Raw genomic sequence first — 18806 nt, 5'->3', positions numbered from 1 at the left:
ATGTTACGTCCTTTAATACTGGGGTGTGTGATTGCGTTAGGCTCAACTTATGCAATGGCAGAAGCCGTCGATTTAAAACAAAACATGAAGCAGATGAAGATGGAATTCAAACAGGCGGCGGAAGCGTCTGATGTTGAAACCATGAAATCTGCGATTGATAGCTTGCAAGCGATCGTCGAACAATCTAAGCGTGGTAATTACCCACCAGAGAAGTTTGATATCTACCTAGAAGGCTTTAACAAGTTGACGGTAACGCTAGATAAGATTGAAGCTGATCTCGATGCGGGCAAGCTACAAGAAGCGAAAGATCAATTACGTGAAATCGATAGTCTACGCGAAGAGTACCACGATAAGCGTAACCCAAGTATTTGGAGCAAGCTGTTTAGCTAACCGTTTATCCAACTTGAAAAGATGACCATCAGCCTGCCACTTCGGCGGGCTTTTTTGTGCCTGTCAATCACAGTATTCAAGAAAACCTGTGAGGTAGCAGCCACTTATGAATCCTCTTTTTGAGCTAGCACTCAGAATTGGTTACGCTATGTGAAATTTGTTAAGTCACCGTTATGCGTAGATTAATTCCTTTTTATCGCTCCATGTTATTTGCTAGTGCTCTAAGTTGGGCACTAGTGACACTGATGCCTGTTATCAATGCTCATGGTAACAGCATGGGGGTGTGGGCGACGCTATGTACACTGAACGGTTTTGAGTTGGTGCAGATAGAAGAGGGTGACAACTCCGTCAGCCACAAAGGTAAGCCTTGTCCGTTCAGCCACTTCTCGACTTTTCATCACGATACACTTCCAACGACACCGATACTCTCAAGATTGAGCTTGGTCGTTTCTGACAGCTACACTTATTTGGCTCTAAGTGTGCGATTTGAAACGCCAGTTCCTCGTGCTCCCCCAATTTCCTTTTTCTCATAACAAAAACAATTACAAGTAAATAAAGCCAACAACACTGCCATTCGAGCAGTGGTACTCCCGAATCTAAGTCAAATGACGTCACATACCGATGAGTATGTTCAGGATGCGTTTGACTGAATTTGGGTGTTCACAATGAAAAAAGGAAAATACACATGTTGAGAAACTCGGCAAAGCCTCAACTCAAGGAAGCTTCACGCGAAAAGTCCATCTATTTTATGACGTGGCGATGGCACTTCTACGCAGGTTTATTCGTTATTCCATTTATGTTGATGCTCTCCCTTACGGGGTTAGTGATGCTGTTTGATGATGAAATCGAACTGGCTCGATATGAGGCAACGTTGCACGTTATACCGCAAGAGCAAACCGTTCCTGTCTCTAGACAGTTAGACGCGGTAAAGCAGGCGTATCCCGATTTTAATATCACCCAATTTGTGCCTGCAAAAACATCTGATATCGCCAACCGATTCTCGATTCAAAATCAAGAAGGCAGCTCATTGATTGTTGCTGTGAACCCATACTCCGGAGAAGTACAAGGGACGATTAACCGTGGTGATAGCATCTATGAACTGATGAATAACATCCATGGCACTTTGCTTATTGGTGATTTGGGTGATCGGTTAATAGAAATCGCCGCCAGTTTAGGCATTTTACTGTTGGTGTCTGGTTTGTACCTGTGGTTACCAAGAGACAACGCAAGCCGTGCTGGCTTTTTGAAAATTCGTTTTGGCAGTGGAACTCGTATTTTGATGCGAGATCTGCATGCGAATTTAGGCGGTGTGCTATCAATTGTTCTGTTGTTCTTTTTGATTTCAGGTCTGTCTTGGGCTGGGATATGGGGCGCGAAAATGGTGCAAGCTTGGAATACCTTCCCAACCTATTACACATGGGGTGAGAAACCAGAGTCGACACTGATACACAAAGACCTGAATCATGGTGCATCAGAAGAGATGCCATGGAACTTAGAGCTTGCTGCTGTGCCACAGTCGAAAGATAAACCAGCTCATGATCACGCCAACATGAAGGAAGAATCAGCTTATGCAGGCAGTCATGATGCACTATCTATTGATGATATCGTCCACAAGGCAGAAATGATGGGTTTTACTGGCTATAAGCTATTTTTGCCACGCTCTGAGACAGGTGTTTACACCGTGGCTGCTAACTCAATGGGCGGTGATATTTCCGATCCAAGACAAGATCGCACCAGTCACTTTGACCAATATTCCGGTCGCTTGTTGGTGGACGTCACATGGCAAGATTACAGTTTGTTTGCCAAGTTCATGGCGGCAGGAGTGTCGTTGCACCAAGGTGATGTGAGTGTATTGAACAAAGTGCTCAACGTGGTGTTCTGTCTGGCGTTCATTTTAATCTCAATCACAGGGGTTGTGATGTGGTGGATTCGTCGACCAAGTCGCAGTGCTGCATTAGGGGCGCCACCTAAATTTCAACAAGACGGCATTTGGAAGCTTGGTTTAGTAACGTTGGTAGTATTGTGTTTGGCGTTTCCGATGGGCGGTTTGGCAATTGTTACCGTTCTCGCACTGGATTGGCTGTTGTTCAACCGCGTCGAGAAGCTGAAAACGGCGTTGAACTAGCAAGAGACGAGTGAAAGAGTAAAAGAGCCAGCGAATTGCTGGCTCTTTTTATTTCTGATAAATCTCCAGCGGCAAGCCATCTGGATCTTGGAAGAAGGTAAATGCTTTGCCTGTGAACTCGTCAATGCGAATCGGCTCGACTTCAACGTCATTCGATTCGAGGTAGGCTTTTACTTGATCAACATCATCAACCAAAAACGCGAGATGTCTCAACCCTTGTGCTTCGGGAAAGCTTGGTCTATTCGGTGCGCCCGGAAAGCTAAACAGCTCAACTTGGCTTCCATCAGGTAGAGCAAGGTCTAGCTTGTAAGAGTCTCTAGCTTCACGATAATTTTCAGCAATGACTTTTAGCCCCAAGACTTGGGTGTAAAAGTGTTTTGATGTTGGGTAATCACTGCAAATGATGGCGACGTGGTGAATGGCATTAAACATGGTTAGCCTCTCCGGAGACTAAGTGCTCCTTAACGAAGTCAATAAACACGCGCAGGCGAGCAGGCATGTATTTGGTTTGTGCATACTGCATCGCGATAGCGCCGTGGTAGTTACTTTTGATCATCCAATCAGACAGAACCTCTACCACTTCTCCTCGTTCTAACGCGTCTTTAATCACGAAGTCGTGGAAGATTCCAATTCCCAAGCCAGACTTAACCCCGTTCAATCGCATTTGAGAGTGGTTAATGGCGTAGCGTCCACTCACGGCAATAGAGTGGAAAGCTTCTTCTTTAAAGAAAGACCAGATGTTGTCTTTGTCGTTTTCAGCAAGATAAATACAATCGTGCTGCTCAAGTTCAGTCGGATGCTCTGGCATACCGTGTTTGGCAAGGTAATCTGGAGAGGCACACAAAACAAGATTGGTCTTGCTGATCTCTTTGAGTACCAGATTCTCATCGGGTTTGTCGGTGAGCTTAAATGCTACGTCGATACCTTGGCGAAAAAGATCAATCTCACCATCAGCAGCACGTAGCTTGAGCTGAATGTTTGGGTAGCGATCTAGGAATGGCAACACAAATGGTTGAAGCACCGAGTTAAGAAACGCTTCGGGTGCAGCCACTGTGAGTGCACCCGTGGGCTCGGCATGATCTTCCGCCGATAATTCAACCGCTTGCTGCGCCGCATTCACCATGGCGATGCTTTGGTCGTAAACCTTTTGCCCGGCTTGAGTGATGATCAACTTGCGAGTCGTTCGCTCGAACAGTTTCACTGAGAGGGCTTGTTCTAACCGTGTGATCAACTTACTTAAAGCCGATGGCGTCACGCCAAGTTGTTTGGCTGCAGCGGTAAAACTGCCCTCGTTTACCACTAAGATAAACGAAGCAAGATCAGGGAGTAGGGCAATGAGTTTTGGGTTAACCATATTTGTTCAGTTCTGCGCAGCGGAATAACGGTATTGTCTGGTACGGTTTTGTTCGGTTCAAGTGTCACCGTCTCGCTTTAGCGATATTTTGCTAAGAAGGTATTCAGGGCAGGCAAGCCAGATTCACCAATATGGTAGTGCTGCCAACAGTGATAAATAGCCGTTTCGTGGTCCGCAATCAACTCGATAGCTTCTTGCTCAGCGATTGAATACTGCTGTGAAGCTTTCACTTCTTCATGCCACTCTCGATACTTGACCTCATAAGGTTCTACCCACTTCAGAAGAGTTGCCACCAACTCCAGCCATGGCAACTCTATCCACTTGGTTGCGTCTGCCAAGCCTTTATCAAGCATCTCTTGGTGTCGGCTTTCTATATCCATGCCATTTGCTAGTAATACAAGCTTGAGCTTTTCTGCGGTGAGCTCTTCTACTTCAATCAAGGTTTGCCACAGCGTTTGTTGTTTACCATGGGCGTAATGGTTCAAGTAGTGATTGAAAAAAGCGATGCCGTAGATTTCGCCATAGTAAGCAGCCAGTACGTTATGAATCATGCTGAGAATCGTGATTTAAACAGGGAATGCCGCATTGTAGGAGGGGAGTACACGAAGTGTAAATAGCTGATTAAGAGTAAAAATCGCTGCTGAAAAAATCGAACAGAACTTGTGAGAATTATATGAGAATTCGATGAAGTTGCTGATAGATTTGTTCGTCATTCTTAGAGGCAAGAACGCAAAACGTTCGAAACGTAATGCTTAACCTACTCAAGTTACAAACAAAGAAGTAAAGCCGTAAACATGGACTTGAGTAGTTCAACCCTCATTAAAGGATGGAATCACAATGAAAAAACGTACCCAACTCGGACTCGTCATGACTTCAGTCGCTATGGCACTAGGCTCTGCATCAGTGAATGCAGCAGAACTGGAAATCACCGTGACTAACGCGACAAAAGGCATTTACTTTACGCCACTGATTGTCGCAGCACATGGCTCTGATCTTAAGATGTTCAGAACCGGTGAAGCCGCTACCCCAGAGTTAGAAGCAATGGCGGAAGGTGGTGACATCTCGGGTCTTGCTAGTGTCATTGGTAATGCTGGTGGTGTTGTGGTTGAGAACCCGGCTGGTGGTATTTTGAATCCGGGTGTCGCGACTACCTTTACCATGAACAGTGGTGATCATGGATACTTGTCTCTTAGTGCGATGCTTCTGCCAACCAATGATGGTTTCGTGGGGCTAGATAGCTGGAAAATCCCAACGGAAGCTGGCACATACCGAGCAACGCTAAGAAGTTATGATGCAGGCACAGAAGCCAATGATGAACTTAAAGGTAGCATGCCAAATCCACCTTTCATTACCTTTGGTACAGGCGGCACCGGTGTTGAAGCGGCAGTGACTAATGACAAAGTTCACGTGCATCCGGGTAACCTTGGTGATAGCGATCCAACTGGCGGCATCAGTGACCTAGACAGCAGCAGCCATCGTTGGCTGAACCCAGTTGCAACCATCACAATTGTTGTGAAGTAAGGGGGATGTATGAAATACAGAATCTTACTCGTAGCAGCTTCAGTCGGCTTACTCGCCGGTTGTCCAAGCGATGATGATAATGATGTGGTGAAGTCATACCGTTACACGATTAACGTTGCAAACTTGACCGCGAATCAACCAATGTCGCCACTTGCGATTTTGGCTCACAACGACAAATACAAACTGTTTGAAATTGGCAAAAGCTCTTCTGTTGAGCTTGAGCATCTTGCAGAAGGGGGCAGCAATGCCGAGCTGTTAGCGCTAAAGGATTCCAATGACTATGTCTACCAAACGTTGTCAGGTAATGGTTTAGTGCTTCCTGGTTCAAGTGATTCCGTAACCTTTACAGTTGACCCACACAAAGCGGGCTACGTTTCAGTCGCTTCCATGTTTGTGAACACCAACGATGCGTTTGTTGGGGAAACGGGTCTATCGCTTAAATCATTGGCGGTGGGAGAAAGCTACGAAATGAGCATGAACGTTTGGGATTCCGGCACGGAATTGAACGATGAACTTGCAGCCACCATTCCGGGACCTGCAGGCGGTGGTGAAGGCTTTAATGCTACTCGTAACGACACAAATGACGTAGTGGCGTTTCACGCGGGAGTGGTAAGTAAAGATGATGGTTTAGCCAATTCTGCGCTTTCTGCGAACCATCGCTTCCTGAATCCTGGAGCGAAACTCACTATCACCCGAGTCGAGTAATACAGGCTCCGATGGCGTCTCCTTTCCAAAGCGCTTGTAGCCGAGCGCTTTAATCCTCATGGCGTCATCGGAACCTTTTTTGAAAGAAATTCCGATTTGTTCCGGTCATGTGCAAAGTGAGGATTCTCAGACGCAGGGAAAGGACCATGGAACAGCAGGCAATCAATTTAGTCGCGAACATTTTGCTGGTAGAAGACGATGATGATTTGGCAGAACTGGTTCAAATGCATCTCAAGTTTCAAGGACACCAAGTGTTGCGGGTAACGAATGTCGCCGAAGCCAAAGCGCAATACCAACAACAACCTTTTGATTTACTCATTCTTGACCGAGGTTTGCCAGACGGTGACGGCTTAGATATCTGCCATTATTTACGTCAGCAACAAGATTGGAGCCCTGTGCTCATGCTGACCGCCAGAGATGGTGAGATGGATAAAGTGGATGGTTTGGAGGCGGGTGTGGATGACTACATTACCAAGCCGTTTAGCGTATTAGAATTTCAAGCTCGAGTACGCAATGTATTGCGACGGGTAAGTCAAACCGTTGAAGTACAAGTTGAAAGAAGTGAACTTGAAGATAGCATGGATTTTGGTCCATTAAGAATTATTCCAGAATTGCATCAGGTATCCCTAAATGACAAGGATGTCACTCTTACCGCGACAGAGTTTACCTTGCTGCAATTCCTCGCGACACGCCCGGGTAGAGTCTACAGTAAAGATGAATTGCTCGACCATGTGTGGAATACCAGCCATTCCGGTTATCATCATACGGTGTGTAGCACCATCAATCGCCTACGTAGCAAGTTGTCTTTGTCTGACTCTGATCATCATTTTATCCAGACGGTATGGGGCGTGGGGTACAAGTTTCAACCACGACAGTAGCTTTACTACCCGAGTAATGACTGATTAAGGAGGCGCTAGGATGAGCTTCAAATCTCGCTTAGTGGTGTTCACGAGCCTATGGTTTTGTTTAGCAGCAGCCGTTATTGCATTAACGTACAATTGGCAAAAAGAGACCATTGAATTACGCACTAAACAGAGTCTGCACAAAGAGCTGGCAAGCCACATGCGTGATGATAATCCGTTGATGATAGGTACGGATTACAACCCGAAAGCGCTTAAATCCATCTTTCATACCCTTATGTTGATTGGTCCGGATTTCGAAATTTACTTTCTTGATAGCCAAGGCAACATCACTACCCATGCAGCACCAGAAGGTGCAGAGATCATGGGTAAGGTAGATCTTAACCCAATTAAACGATTCTTGAATGACGAGCCATTCCCCATCTTAGGCGAAGATCCTCGTAATCGTGGCGAGCACAAAGTGTTTTCCGTAGCAGCGATTGAGGAACTCGGCTCAACCGTGGGTTATCTCTATGTAGTCATTGGCAGTACCAGACATGATGCGATTGCCAACGCCCAAGTAGACACACCTTATATCGCGCTCGCTGGGTTAGTTTTAGTGTCTATTTTAGGCTTTGCATTAGGTGCTTATGTGTTAGTGAAACGCAGTTTATTGAACCCGATTGAGCGTGTGACCAATCAGCTTCAACAACAAGCAGAACATGATTTCCGCCTGCAACCCGATTTTACGCGCCAAGTTCCGGAATTAGTACCGATAGCAAATTCCTATCAGATGATGGCGAAGCATATCCAGCAACAGTTTTTGCAGTTGGAGTATCAATCGTCTCATCGTCGTCAAAGCTTATTGCAGCTTAGTCATGATTTAAAAACACCGTTATCGAGCGTTCTTGGCTATTTGGAAACGTGGCGTTTGCAGCATCCTGAATCCGACCCTTTGATTGACGTCGCTTTCAGAAACTGTGAGAAGCTGTCTACGCAATTGCACTCTTTGTTGGACGTAGCTCGAAAAGAAGCGCCCATGCCGAATTACGAGTATCGACCAGTGGATCTTGGAGCCTTGATGGCAGAGTGCGCCGAGACGATGCAAAGCCAGTTTGCTCGAAAAGAAGTGCTGCTGAAAATAGACGTCGATAACGAAATTCAAACTGTGGGTGATAAAGGCCTTTTAGAGCGGTTGGTGCTTAACTTGCTTGAAAATGCGCTGCGCCACAGTCCAATGCGTTCAGAAGTACATTGTCATGCTCATTTGAGTGACGATAAATCAAGAATTCATTTTGCCTTTATTAACCATATTGAAGAAGAAGCACAGGGAGGCTCGCTAGGTATTGGGACCAAGATTGTACAGTCGATACTCATGTTGCATCACAGTTATCTAGAGACCAGCAGCACACCATCTCAATATCAACAAAAGTTCACATTACGAGCCGTTTAATCTATCTATACCCAAGCCATTCTCGCTGAATGAAGTGTCTCGAGATTACTTGGGTATAGCTACCGCCACCTTCCTCTTGCTTACTTTCCCTTTCTGTTCATCGAACAAATCTACTGTTTAAATAGAATTTTTCGCTTAATAATTCGTCATGATTGTTATTTCAACAAACGAATGATAGCGCTGATGAATTAAATTTATTCTGTTACATATTTAACGTGCTAGAACTTGATATTAACCTTGCTATCTAATTTGTTTCGTAAATATTACAACTCACGCTTTTTTATGATTTTTACATTATAAAATTAATTTCTATTTATATTAGAGTTAGGTGTTTTAGTGAATATTGTAATATGCGTTTAGTTGTTTATTTTTATCGTAAAGAACTGTTGCTTATATCATCAAATGAAATGAAAAAATGGAACTAAAGTCACTTAATTGCCGCCGAAAAATCTAAACAGGGAATCTATTTGGTAATAATGTTTAAGTAACAGTTAGTTACGGATTCATAATTAATAATATGGCTAAACTTCCGACAAGGATCGAAAAGATGAGCGACAAGGAATCTATTAAGACTAATCGCAGCCGCCGCAATTTTTTAAAAGGTGCAACTGGTGCAGTTGTGGCTGGCGTCAGTGCTTCGGCGTTTTCTGGTGCTGTTCAAGCAAAGGAACAGAATATCGATTGGAGCAGACTAGGTAAAAGAAATGAAAGACGCCTCTGGCGTAAAGTTCGAAAGCAGTTCGTTTTGGATAAGCGAACGACTTATATGAACATCGGTACTACGGGCTCAATGCCAAGACATGTTCTTGAAGGGTATGAGGATAACAACAAACTGGTTGCGAAATACCCGTGGGACATGAAGAATAAATTTGGTTCATGGCCTTATGTGTCTGAAATGGTGACGCAAGTTGCACCGGGCTTTGGTGCAAATGCGGATGAAATCATCTTGAGTCGTAACACTACTGATGGTCTATGCTCTATCATCAACGGTCTTCACTTCGAGCCGGGCGATGTGATCTTAACCACTCATCACGAACACGTTGCGGCGACGTCCCCTATGAACGTTGCCAAGCATCGATTTGGTGTGGATGTCGTAGAGATTCAACTTCCTGTCTTCACAGGTACAGAAGATGTGACAGAAGAAGACTATATTCAAGCGTTCAGCGATGCGATTCAAGCACATCAAAATGTTCGGTTAATCGTGTTCTCTCATATCACCTACAAAACTGGCACAACACTTCCAGCGAAAGCCATTTGTTCTTTGGCTAAGCAACATCGAATCCCGACCTTAGTTGACGGTGCGCACACTGTGGGTATGTTCGATCTTGATTTCCATGACATGGACTGTGATTTCTATGCAGGTTCTGGTCATAAATGGCAGTGTGGTCCGGGCGCTACGGGTATCTTATATGTACGTGACAACGGTAAACGCTTAAATGAGTACTGGAGCGATCGTGAAAACCCATTGTGGTTGATTAACTCTTCTTTATCTCATGCAGATTACCTAGGTAAGCAGTTACAAATGCAGTACATTGGTAATGACAACTACCCAGCAAAACAAGCACTTGCTGACAGCTGTAAGATGTGGGATGAAATTGGTCGCGATCGAATTCAAGAACGCATCTTGGAGTTAAGTGAGTTATGTAAGGTGCTGCTTAGCGAAGCGTTACCTGAAGCGCAAATGTACTCGCCAAACGTTGAGGGCTTAACTAGCGGTCTGACTACGTTTAACCCGTTTTTTGATGTAACAGATGAAGAACGACTAACGCAGTTCCGTGATCGTCTTCGTGAAGATTATGGTTACATCATTCGTACAACAAGCTTCAAGTTGTACAAGGATGATTCGTACGAAACACATGCGTTGCGCATTTCGACTCATTTATTCCATGATGAGAGAGATGTTGAAGGTCTGGTTGAAGCCATTGCGGATCTTTATTACTCGTTCTAATGTTGTTTATCGTCAAAGCGCCCATGTTTGGGCGCTTTGTTAAAGAGAGGGATATTCACCATGTCAGTGAAATTAATCAAACGAACCATGACGGCAATGGCTGTTGGTATGACGTCACTACTCTCTGCTTCAGTGTTTGCTGGTGATTTACAAGACATCAAAGACAGCGGCGTTTTGCGTCATATCGGTGTGCCATACGCGAACTTTGTTTCTTACATCGACCAAGGTGAAGTGCAGACTTTGACAGGGCTGGATGTGGATATTATTAAAGGGTTTGCTCAGTCTCTTGGCGTCCGATATGAATACGTACCAGCGCAATGGAACAATGTGGTAGGCAAACTGACAGGTCAACAAGTTGAGTACAAAGACGCTCAGCTTCAGGTTGGCAAAACGATGCCCATTGAAGGTGATCTGATTGCTAACGGAGTCACTATTCTTGATTGGCGAACTCATGTCGTCGATTTTTCTGATGATTACTTCCCATCTGCGGTTTGGTTAGTCGCACGCACAGATTCCACCCTTACTCCAATCAAACCGACAGGTTCCATTGAGAACGATATCTCGATGGTGAAATCGCTTATCAAAGGTCGTGAAGTTCTCGCGATGGAGCACTCGTGTCTAGACCCGAACCTTTACAATCTGTATGACACGGGAGCAAAAGTTATTTTGCCTGATGGGCAGCGTCGATTGAATGAGATGGTGCCAGCGATAATGAAGAATGATGCAGAAAGTACACTGCTTGATGTAGCAGATACACTGATTGCATTGGAAAAGTGGCCAGGAGAAATCAAAGTAATTGGTCCTGTGTCCGAAAATCAAAAAATGGCGGTTGCCTTCCGTAAGGACTCCCCTGAATTAAAAGCCGCATTTAATCAATATTTGAAGTCAATTAAAAAAGATGGGACGTACCAGAAGTTGGTCGAGAAATACTACCCGTCAATTTACTATTTTTATAATGACTACTTCTTAGAAGATAGTAAGAACGATATATGAGAAAGTCTGTAAAAAAGATATCAAGCCAGAAGATCATCACCGTCAGTGCTATTTTGGTGTCGCTCTATTTAGCGATGATTATTACTGTGACGAGTTTAGGTCAAAACAAATTAAAAGATTCTCAGCATCGTGAACTTGACCTAAAGGTAAAAAGCTACGCGGGTACTCTCGATAATTTATTCACGATAGCCAGCGAAGATGTCGACCACTTATCAACTGATAAAACGGTGCAGACCTTCTTTGCGAATCTTGCTTCAGGCATGTCGATGGAATATGGCTTAGGCGCTAGTTTGATCAACTTGAAGCGTAAGCTGCAAGAGAAAGCCAACGCGAAAACTGTCAACAACCAGATCATCTACACCAAGCTGACGTTAGTTGGTCTAGATGGTTCAACCATCGTCACTACGGGCGTTAAAACAGATCATCGCATCGATACGTCTCGATTGCTTAACGACCACGCTCATCCTGAGGAAGTCAGAGCGATACAAAATGATGGTAAGGTCCTCATTCAAGTCGTTAAGCAAGTGATGTTTTCTGGCAAGCCTGTTGGCTTTTTGATTGCTGATATCAACAAAGAAGTGGTGATTTCCCAACTGACGAATCAAGAACATGAAGGCAGCTATAGCCGGATGGTGTTAAAGATCAACGATGTGGAAATGGAAGTTTGGGATTCTATTAGTCGTAAGCTGGAACAAGAAAACATCACGGCTCCAGAAGCACTTGCCAAAGAGCTAAAGCAAAAAATCTATTTTGAAGTACCCATTGAACATCATCACTTTAAGTTGATGGCGTGGTTTGAATCACTCAGTGAGCGAGATATTTATACTTCACGCATGTTCATTAATGGTTTAAGTGTACTTGCCATCATGATTGTGGTTGGGTTGCTTTATGCATTCACGCTAAACAACACTCGCGTAGAGCTGAAAATAAAATTGGAAGAGGAGAAGAAGCGTAAAGACTTTCTTTCTCAACAGAACCAGCGCCTGACCAGTGAAATCGAGCGCCGTAAATCGTCAGAGATGGAGTTAGCTTATCAAGCGAAACATGACTCCTTGACCGGATTACCAAACCGAGTTTATGGCTCCGAGCGTCTCGACTTAGAGCTTTCGCGTGCAGAACGCATCGGTTCGAATGTGTTGGTGATGTTCATCGACCTTGATCACTTCAAGCAGATTAATGATTCCATGGGACATTTCGTTGGTGATGAAGTATTAAAACTCGCAGCGGAAAGATTGCACAACGCAGTTCGAAAAACAGACTTATTGGCTCGGATTGGCGGTGATGAGTTTTTGTTAGTGATTCCAGACTTGCACAATGCGGACAGCGCAAAACGATTTGCGACAACGGTTCTATCTGTGTTTAACGAGCCGTTTGTATGGCAAAACCACGAGTTTTTCCTCTCGGCGAGTGTCGGAATGTCAGTCTTCCCAGAAGATGGTGATAACGCCGAGCAGTTGTTGGCGTGCGCGGATATGGCCATGTATCGAGTTAAGCAGGATGGACGTAACGCTTTCTGTTTTTACGATCACAACATGAACCAAGATTTGCAGCGCTTCTTAGAGTTGGAAACTCGCTTGCGTAATGCCATTTCACAAGACTTATTAGAGCTTTACTATCAACCTATTATTGATTTAGAAAGCGGGGCGATTGTCGGCGCTGAAGCTCTAATGCGTTGGAATGACGACAAGTTTGGGTTTGTGAACCCAGAAGAGTTTATTTCGATTGCAGAAAAGAACGGCTTGATTCATCAACTTGGTGATTTCGCTATTCGTCAAGCATGCCACCAAGCGGCGAAGTGGCAGAAAGATTCACCCTTGTTTGTATCAGTAAACTTTTCTAGTGTGCAGTTTAGATACTGTGATCGCCTCTTTGAGCAAATCAAGCTTCACCTTGAGGAGTCGGGGCTGTCGCCAGAATTGTTTGATGTTGAAGTTACTGAAAGTCTTTTATTCAACCACAGCAATGAACTGATGAGCATGTTAGATAACTTACGTGCGATGGGGGCGAAGCTAACGATTGATGACTTTGGTACCGGTTACTCAGCATTGAGTTACTTACAGAAATTCCCATTTGACCGACTTAAAATTGATCGCAGTTTCTTACAGAACATGTTTGAGAATGAATCGGATCGTGAGCTTGTGAACGTTATTATTGCAATGGCGAAAGCGCTTAACCTTAAGATCGTCGCAGAAGGTATTGAAGAGCAGCGTCACGTTGATTACTTGAAAAACCTAAACTGTGAGTTCGGACAAGGTTTCCACTATAGCCGACCATTGCCAGCGAAGGAGTTTGAAGCGCTTTTAACAACGCCAACTTGGCTATAACTCCTTTCAATACAACCTCATAGAAAAGCATTAGTTGGATTCGTGCCTAGAATTCATTAATGCTTTTCCACCTTGAGGGATAATCGTTTTTCCTTCCTTGAATTACACTACACTTAATTGAGAAGTAATTGCCTGTGACCCCCGTCACATAAAGGCTCAACCTAATTCTAATCGAGTGAAAACTCGACAAAATAAACAGGAAGGAATTGCGAATGTCTTCTGCATTTTACCAACAGATTGAACAGCAAATTGAAGAAGTGAAGGCGGAAGGTCTTTACAAAGCAGAGCGTATCATTACGTCTCAACAGCAAGCGGCTGTTAAAATCTCTACTGGTGAAGAAGTACTAAACTTCTGTGCAAACAACTACCTTGGTCTTGCTAACCACCCAGCGCTTATCGAAGCGGGCAAAGCAGGCATGGACGAGCACGGTTTTGGTATGGCTTCAGTACGTTTCATCTGTGGTACTCAAGACATCCACAAAGAGCTTGAGCAGAAGCTTTCTAAGTTCCTAGGTAAAGAAGACACGATTCTTTACACATCATGTTTTGATGCAAATGCGGGTCTATTTGAAACTATCCTAGGTAAAGAAGATGCGATCATCTCTGACGCTCTAAACCACGCGTCAATCATTGATGGTGTTCGTCTATGTAAAGCGATGCGTTTCCGCTACTCAAACAACAACATGGAAGAACTAGAGCAACAATTGATCGCTGCAAAAGAAGCGGGTGCTCGCCACATTCTTATCGTAACTGACGGTGTGTTCTCAATGGACGGCGTAGTGGCTAACCTTCCAGCTATCTGTGACCTAGCAGATAAGTACGGCGCATTAACTATGGTTGATGATTCTCACGCTGTTGGCTTTATGGGTAAAACAGGTGCAGGTACGCACGAACACCATAACGTAGTGGACCGTATCGATATCATCACCGGTACGCTAGGTAAAGCAATGGGCGGCGCTTCAGGCGGTTATACATCTGGTAAAGCTGAAGTGATTGACTGGTTACGTCAGCGCTCTCGCCCATACCTATTCTCTAACTCTGTTGCACCAGCAATCGTAAACGCTTCTATCCGCGTTCTGGATCTACTAGAAGAGAGCGGTGACCTACGTGAGCGTCTATGGGAAAACGCAGCACACTTCCGTGCTCGTATGGAAGACGCAGGCTTCACTATGGGTGGTGCTGACCACGCGATCATTCCAATTATGTTAGGTGATGCAAAAGTAGCAGCAGAATTTGCTGAGCGCGCACTAGAGAAAGGCATCTATGTAATTGGCTTCTCATTCCCTGTAGTACCAAAAGGTCAAGCGCGTATCCGTACTCAAATGTCTGCAGCACACTCTCGTGAGCAGCTAGACCGAGCAATCGATGCGTTTATCCAAGTTGGTAAAGATATGGGCATCATCTAAGTCTGAGAGACTAAAAGGTTACAAAGGCTTTCCCAACTCTCTTGAGTCGGCTCATGGGTAAAGCCTTTACCTCTTCTTTAATGACGGTAGATGAAAGAATTTTTTGTCACGCATAGAGCGGGGCAATATTGGGTGAATATTATGAAAATCAAAGCACTATCAAAGCTAAAGCCTGAAGAAGGCATCTGGATGACTGAGGTTGAAAAACCGGAAGTTGGCCACAACGACATTCTGATCAAAATTAAGAAAACCGCTATCTGTGGCACTGACGTACACATTTACAACTGGGACGAATGGTCGCAAAAGACAATTCCAGTTCCTATGGTTGTAGGTCACGAATACGTGGGTGAAGTGGTTGCGATTGGTCAGGAAGTTCGTGGCTTTGAAATCGGCGACCGCGTTTCTGGTGAGGGTCATATCACGTGTGGTCATTGTCGTAACTGTCGCGGTGGTCGTACTCACCTGTGTCGCAACACGATCGGTGTTGGTGTAAACCGTGAAGGCGCATTCGCAGAATATTTAGTGATCCCAGCGTTTAACGCGTTCAAAATCCCAGAAGGCATCTCTGACGATCTAGCATCAATCTTTGACCCGTTTGGTAATGCTGTACATACCGCGCTTTCTTTTGACCTCGTCGGTGAAGACGTGCTGATCACAGGTGCTGGTCCAATCGGCATCATGGCAGCTGCGGTAGCGAAACACGTTGGTGCTCGCCATGTTGTTATCACAGACGTAAACGAATACCGCCTAGAGCTTGCTCGTAAGATGGGCGTAACTCGCGCAGTAAACGTGGCTGAAGAGAAGCTAGAAGACGTAATGTCCGAGCTAGGCATGACAGAAGGCTTCGACGTAGGTCTAGAAATGTCTGGTAACCCATCAGCATTTAACTCCATGCTAACGACGATGAACCACGGTGGTCGCATTGCACTTCTAGGTATTCCACCATCAGACATGGGTATCGATTGGAACCAAGTTATCTTCAAAGGTTTGGTGATCAAAGGTATCTACGGTCGTGAAATGTTCGAAACATGGTACAAGATGGCTTCATTAATCCAATTTGGTTTGGATCTATCACCAATCATCACGCACCACTACAAGATTGATGATTTCCAAGAAGGCTTCGACGTAATGCGTAGCGGTATGTCAGGCAAGGTTATTCTTGATTGGGAATAGAGCAAAGCTGGTAAAATAGTTCCTAGGTTCTCTTAGGAGAATTTTACTTCCGCCACTCTGGTACCAGTTAAAAACTCCGAAAAACTACAGTGTTTTTCGGAGTTTTTTGTAAGAGAGTAATATTTATCACCTCATGAACTCTTTTTAACACCTTCCATACTTTTTCTGACTTACCTCTTTTAACCGCTCTACATCAATCTTCGTGATTCTTCTTTTTTCTGAATTTTCTAACTATTTAACTGAATTACTGATTTAGAACTCTTTGATTTTATCGGGCTACCACAGAGTTACTCTTATATTGTCACAAATGGTCAGCGAGCAGGAGAACTATAATAGTCATAATAGCATCTCAATAAACTCCAATTACCTTTTATTAAAGCTATCGTTCAATATACATGACTCTATGATGGTATAAGTTATGTTTATGATGGTATGAGTTAACGTTATTTCCACTAATGAATCTTATTGTATATAGTCGAGGTTGCTATACCGAAATGACTATTTTTCTCAAAGCAGAGTTTAATATTTCTACATCTATTAATGATTTTAAAGGATTGCATAATGTTTATTAGGTTCGCTTTGGTAATTTTAACAATGAACATTTTGAATCTTAGAGACTGCTGGTGCGTATGGAGTTCTTGGTGGCATGCTCATGGAACTAAAGGAGGAGCACTAAATCAAGATAGTGAGCCAAAAGATTCGGCCCCCAAGTTTTCTATTATTGCTAAAAATGGTTGACAAATCATGGCTGGAAAATATGAAATTATTTGAATTTTTGAATAAATTAGATTCTGAAAATATTAAATATGAAATTGATTATAAGTGCTCATCATGGATATCAGTGAAAATCATAATGAGAGATAAATATTGGCTAGTGAGCTTTGATGAGTCTGGTTTTTTAGATTTGGAAGTTTATAAAGTAGAATGCGAATCTAGAAGTGAAAATATTCAAGAAATATTCCAATTATTTAATGCGGCAAGAAAACTATGCATAGATTTTTATGAAAAAAATGGCATAGACTTTAATTATCCATTTGTTTTTAAAAATAAAGAAGGAATAACTAGGGAAATTGAAAGGATATTTCCTGATTTTGGTCGATATGGAGTTATTGTAACATCAAATAATAATGGTGAGAATGCTATTTGAGATGCTGAAAGTTTAGGTTGCTATCAAGTTTTTCATCTTGATGTTAATCAAGGTTCACTCTACGCAGAAAAGACTTTGTTAGAATATCTTAGCGAAATAGAGTGGAATGGAAATGGATCTTATCCATTGACTATAAATAAACCTAATTAAAAAAGTTGCGACAATCGATCTGTTGTCCTTTCCAATTGTCGTAAACTTATGTCTAGATATCGCTATAAAACAATAAGCTAGAAGAAATAGAATAGATCTATGCACAATGATTGTTCTCTGACCCCATAGAGTTGGTTGCAGAGCAGGCGAGATTTACCTCTATGCTTATGTGAATGGTGATCCGCTAGGGTATGTGGACCCGGATGGTCAACAAAGTATCCCAATACCATGCGTACCAGATAGATCTTTAGAGAATTACTATCCCAAAGAAGTAACTGATGGTATTGAAAAAATTGAAAGAGAGTCCAATAGAAAGTATGTGATATGGCTAGTACCATCTTTCCTCCCTCAAAATTTTTATGTGTGATTGTTGATGTATACAACAGGTTTGTCAAAGGAGTTTTGTGTGAGAAGTAAACTGAAAAAAATTACTATAATAATGCTTATGGCTATATTCATATTTTTATCTCTATATATATCTTTTCACTTAACTCTGGTTGGAATTAACCCACGTGAAGTAAAAGATTTTGAGATCTTTGATGTGCACTGTGAGCCAACACTCAGGCTTGCTAATGGTACAGAATCAAATAGTGTATGTAAGTTTAAGGGAAACATAAATGGTAAAAAAATATCAGGATATGCACTTTCTTACTGTGAGATAAATAAAGATAAAATGCTCTTGAATGAAAGTAGAAGCATATTAAATCATAAGGTAATATATACACTAACGTGTAGCTAATTGAACCTTGGGCAACTTTTGTTGTTAAAGTGGATAGAGCTAAATCAACCAAGCGTGGTGACTTTTCGAGTGGGTAGGTCTAATTTGGTTATCGAATCTATTTACCTGACCTGCGTTGTTAGCTTAACCTATATGCTAATAATTATGTTTACGTAAAAATAAAAATAACAGAAGATACCCCGAGCCTCTACTCCTAAAATCAATGGTACTAAATCAAAAAGTTATGACAATTGACTTTTACCCCCACCATTTGTGAAAGTCTCATACCTAAACATCTTTACGAAACAACAAACTGGAAGAAGCACAACAAAGCGATGAACAACGATTGCTCCATGACTTTTTGAACTGATTTTCTCTATTCCATGATAGCCATGTTAGTCTTTATAGCCTCATTATTTAAATTATCTGAAAGGTTTAGTTAGATCTAAAGGATACTGAGGTTTAGGTAATATTGTTATGAATTCCGTTACAAATTTCAATGACGGTCTATGTGTTGAAAGTCCCCTTTGCACAGAATTTAAAAATAGATGGATTGGAAG

The 18806-nt window shown here is 43.1% G+C and carries 17 protein-coding genes; 14 read left to right on the top strand and 3 right to left on the bottom strand.

Annotation, left to right across the window (positions count from 1 at the left end):
* The 3 genes from OH459_RS18365 (at position 1) to OH459_RS18355 (ending at position 2515) form a co-directional block, all read left to right on the top strand.
* On the top strand, positions 1-390 hold the full coding sequence (locus tag OH459_RS18365) for a cytochrome b562 (protein ID WP_009697233.1): 390 nt from the start codon (positions 1-3) through the stop codon (positions 388-390).
* 173 nt (positions 391-563) lie between these two features.
* Complete coding sequence (locus OH459_RS18360) at positions 564-923, top strand: hypothetical protein (protein WP_080585290.1); 360 nt, start codon at positions 564-566, stop codon at positions 921-923.
* Between the two features lie 152 nt (positions 924-1075).
* On the top strand, positions 1076-2515 hold the full coding sequence (locus tag OH459_RS18355; protein WP_009697231.1) for a PepSY-associated TM helix domain-containing protein: 1440 nt from the start codon (positions 1076-1078) through the stop codon (positions 2513-2515).
* 48 nt (positions 2516-2563) lie between these two features.
* Here OH459_RS18355 and gloA2 read toward each other — a convergent pair whose 3' ends face one another.
* From gloA2 to OH459_RS18340, 3 genes are all read right to left on the bottom strand, one after another.
* Positions 2564-2947, bottom strand: a complete 384-nt coding sequence (gloA2, locus tag OH459_RS18350) for an SMU1112c/YaeR family gloxylase I-like metalloprotein (protein ID WP_009697230.1) — start codon at positions 2945-2947, stop codon at positions 2564-2566.
* The gene (locus OH459_RS18345; protein ID WP_269987985.1) at positions 2940-3869 is read right to left on the bottom strand and encodes a LysR family transcriptional regulator; all 930 of its coding nucleotides are present in this window, start codon (positions 3867-3869) and stop codon (positions 2940-2942) included. Before OH459_RS18345 ends, gloA2 begins: the two co-directional genes overlap by 8 nt.
* A gap of 77 nt (positions 3870-3946) precedes the next feature.
* Positions 3947-4420 (bottom strand): hypothetical protein, encoded by a 474-nt coding sequence (locus tag OH459_RS18340; RefSeq protein WP_047515030.1) that lies wholly within the window; start codon positions 4418-4420, stop codon positions 3947-3949.
* A gap of 286 nt (positions 4421-4706) precedes the next feature.
* Here OH459_RS18340 and OH459_RS18335 point away from each other — a divergent pair, with 286 nt between their 5' ends.
* The 11 genes from OH459_RS18335 to OH459_RS18285 all read left to right on the top strand — a co-directional run bounded on the left by OH459_RS18335 (position 4707) and on the right by OH459_RS18285 (position 18267).
* Complete coding sequence (locus tag OH459_RS18335; RefSeq protein WP_005448735.1) at positions 4707-5390, top strand: spondin domain-containing protein; 684 nt, start codon at positions 4707-4709, stop codon at positions 5388-5390.
* Between the two features lie 9 nt (positions 5391-5399).
* Entirely contained in the window at positions 5400-6095 is a 696-nt protein-coding gene (locus OH459_RS18330) for a spondin domain-containing protein (RefSeq protein WP_050923151.1), read from the top strand.
* 146 nt (positions 6096-6241) lie between these two features.
* Positions 6242-6973, top strand: a complete 732-nt coding sequence (locus tag OH459_RS18325) for a response regulator transcription factor (RefSeq protein ID WP_005448739.1) — start codon at positions 6242-6244, stop codon at positions 6971-6973.
* Positions 6974-7013: 40 nt separating this feature from the next.
* A complete protein-coding gene (locus OH459_RS18320; RefSeq protein ID WP_005448741.1) occupies positions 7014-8387 on the top strand; it encodes a sensor histidine kinase in 1374 nt (457 codons plus the stop codon).
* Positions 8388-8934: 547 nt separating this feature from the next.
* Positions 8935-10335 (top strand): aminotransferase class V-fold PLP-dependent enzyme, encoded by a 1401-nt coding sequence (locus OH459_RS18315; RefSeq protein WP_005448743.1) that lies wholly within the window; start codon positions 8935-8937, stop codon positions 10333-10335.
* 60 nt (positions 10336-10395) lie between these two features.
* On the top strand, positions 10396-11328 hold the full coding sequence (locus tag OH459_RS18310) for a transporter substrate-binding domain-containing protein (protein WP_009697226.1): 933 nt from the start codon (positions 10396-10398) through the stop codon (positions 11326-11328).
* Entirely contained in the window at positions 11325-13652 is a 2328-nt protein-coding gene (locus OH459_RS18305; protein WP_269987979.1) for a putative bifunctional diguanylate cyclase/phosphodiesterase, read from the top strand. Before OH459_RS18310 ends, OH459_RS18305 begins: the two co-directional genes overlap by 4 nt.
* A 212-nt stretch (positions 13653-13864) precedes the next feature.
* Positions 13865-15058 carry a glycine C-acetyltransferase gene (locus OH459_RS18300; protein ID WP_005448754.1) on the top strand — a complete coding sequence of 398 codons (1194 nt, stop codon included), beginning with the start codon at positions 13865-13867 and terminating at the stop codon, positions 15056-15058.
* Positions 15059-15199: 141 nt separating this feature from the next.
* On the top strand, positions 15200-16231 hold the full coding sequence (gene tdh / locus OH459_RS18295) for an L-threonine 3-dehydrogenase (protein WP_269987977.1): 1032 nt from the start codon (positions 15200-15202) through the stop codon (positions 16229-16231).
* A gap of 757 nt (positions 16232-16988) precedes the next feature.
* Positions 16989-17378 (top strand): hypothetical protein, encoded by a 390-nt coding sequence (locus OH459_RS18290; protein ID WP_239968137.1) that lies wholly within the window; start codon positions 16989-16991, stop codon positions 17376-17378.
* Between the two features lie 556 nt (positions 17379-17934).
* Positions 17935-18267, top strand: a complete 333-nt coding sequence (locus OH459_RS18285) for a hypothetical protein (protein ID WP_269987975.1) — start codon at positions 17935-17937, stop codon at positions 18265-18267.
* Positions 18268-18806: the final 539 nt, after the last annotated feature.

The organism is Vibrio sp. MM46, from assembly GCF_027587135.1.
Classification (GTDB): Bacteria; Pseudomonadota; Gammaproteobacteria; order Enterobacterales; family Vibrionaceae; genus Vibrio; species Vibrio harveyi.
Note: the sequence above shows the minus strand (reverse complement) of the source record. Positions and strands in the feature narration are given on the sequence as shown.

Excerpts from the sequence above, each read along its gene's own strand:
- OH459_RS18365 (WP_009697233.1), top strand. The coding sequence starts at position 1 with ATGTTACGTCCTTTAATACTGGGGTGTGTGATTGCGTTAGGCTCAACT.
- OH459_RS18360 (WP_080585290.1), top strand. The coding sequence starts at position 564 with ATGCGTAGATTAATTCCTTTTTATCGCTCCATGTTATTTGCTAGTGCT.
- OH459_RS18355 (WP_009697231.1), top strand. The coding sequence starts at position 1,076 with ATGTTGAGAAACTCGGCAAAGCCTCAACTCAAGGAAGCTTCACGCGAA.
- gloA2 (WP_009697230.1), bottom strand. The coding sequence starts at position 2,947 with ATGTTTAATGCCATTCACCACGTCGCCATCATTTGCAGTGATTACCCA.
- OH459_RS18345 (WP_269987985.1), bottom strand. The coding sequence starts at position 3,869 with ATGGTTAACCCAAAACTCATTGCCCTACTCCCTGATCTTGCTTCGTTT.
- OH459_RS18340 (WP_047515030.1), bottom strand. The coding sequence starts at position 4,420 with ATGATTCATAACGTACTGGCTGCTTACTATGGCGAAATCTACGGCATC.
- OH459_RS18335 (WP_005448735.1), top strand. The coding sequence starts at position 4,707 with ATGAAAAAACGTACCCAACTCGGACTCGTCATGACTTCAGTCGCTATG.
- OH459_RS18330 (WP_050923151.1), top strand. The coding sequence starts at position 5,400 with ATGAAATACAGAATCTTACTCGTAGCAGCTTCAGTCGGCTTACTCGCC.
- OH459_RS18325 (WP_005448739.1), top strand. The coding sequence starts at position 6,242 with ATGGAACAGCAGGCAATCAATTTAGTCGCGAACATTTTGCTGGTAGAA.
- OH459_RS18320 (WP_005448741.1), top strand. The coding sequence starts at position 7,014 with ATGAGCTTCAAATCTCGCTTAGTGGTGTTCACGAGCCTATGGTTTTGT.
- OH459_RS18315 (WP_005448743.1), top strand. The coding sequence starts at position 8,935 with ATGAGCGACAAGGAATCTATTAAGACTAATCGCAGCCGCCGCAATTTT.
- OH459_RS18310 (WP_009697226.1), top strand. The coding sequence starts at position 10,396 with ATGTCAGTGAAATTAATCAAACGAACCATGACGGCAATGGCTGTTGGT.
- OH459_RS18305 (WP_269987979.1), top strand. The coding sequence starts at position 11,325 with ATGAGAAAGTCTGTAAAAAAGATATCAAGCCAGAAGATCATCACCGTC.
- OH459_RS18300 (WP_005448754.1), top strand. The coding sequence starts at position 13,865 with ATGTCTTCTGCATTTTACCAACAGATTGAACAGCAAATTGAAGAAGTG.
- tdh (WP_269987977.1), top strand. The coding sequence starts at position 15,200 with ATGAAAATCAAAGCACTATCAAAGCTAAAGCCTGAAGAAGGCATCTGG.
- OH459_RS18290 (WP_239968137.1), top strand. The coding sequence starts at position 16,989 with ATGAAATTATTTGAATTTTTGAATAAATTAGATTCTGAAAATATTAAA.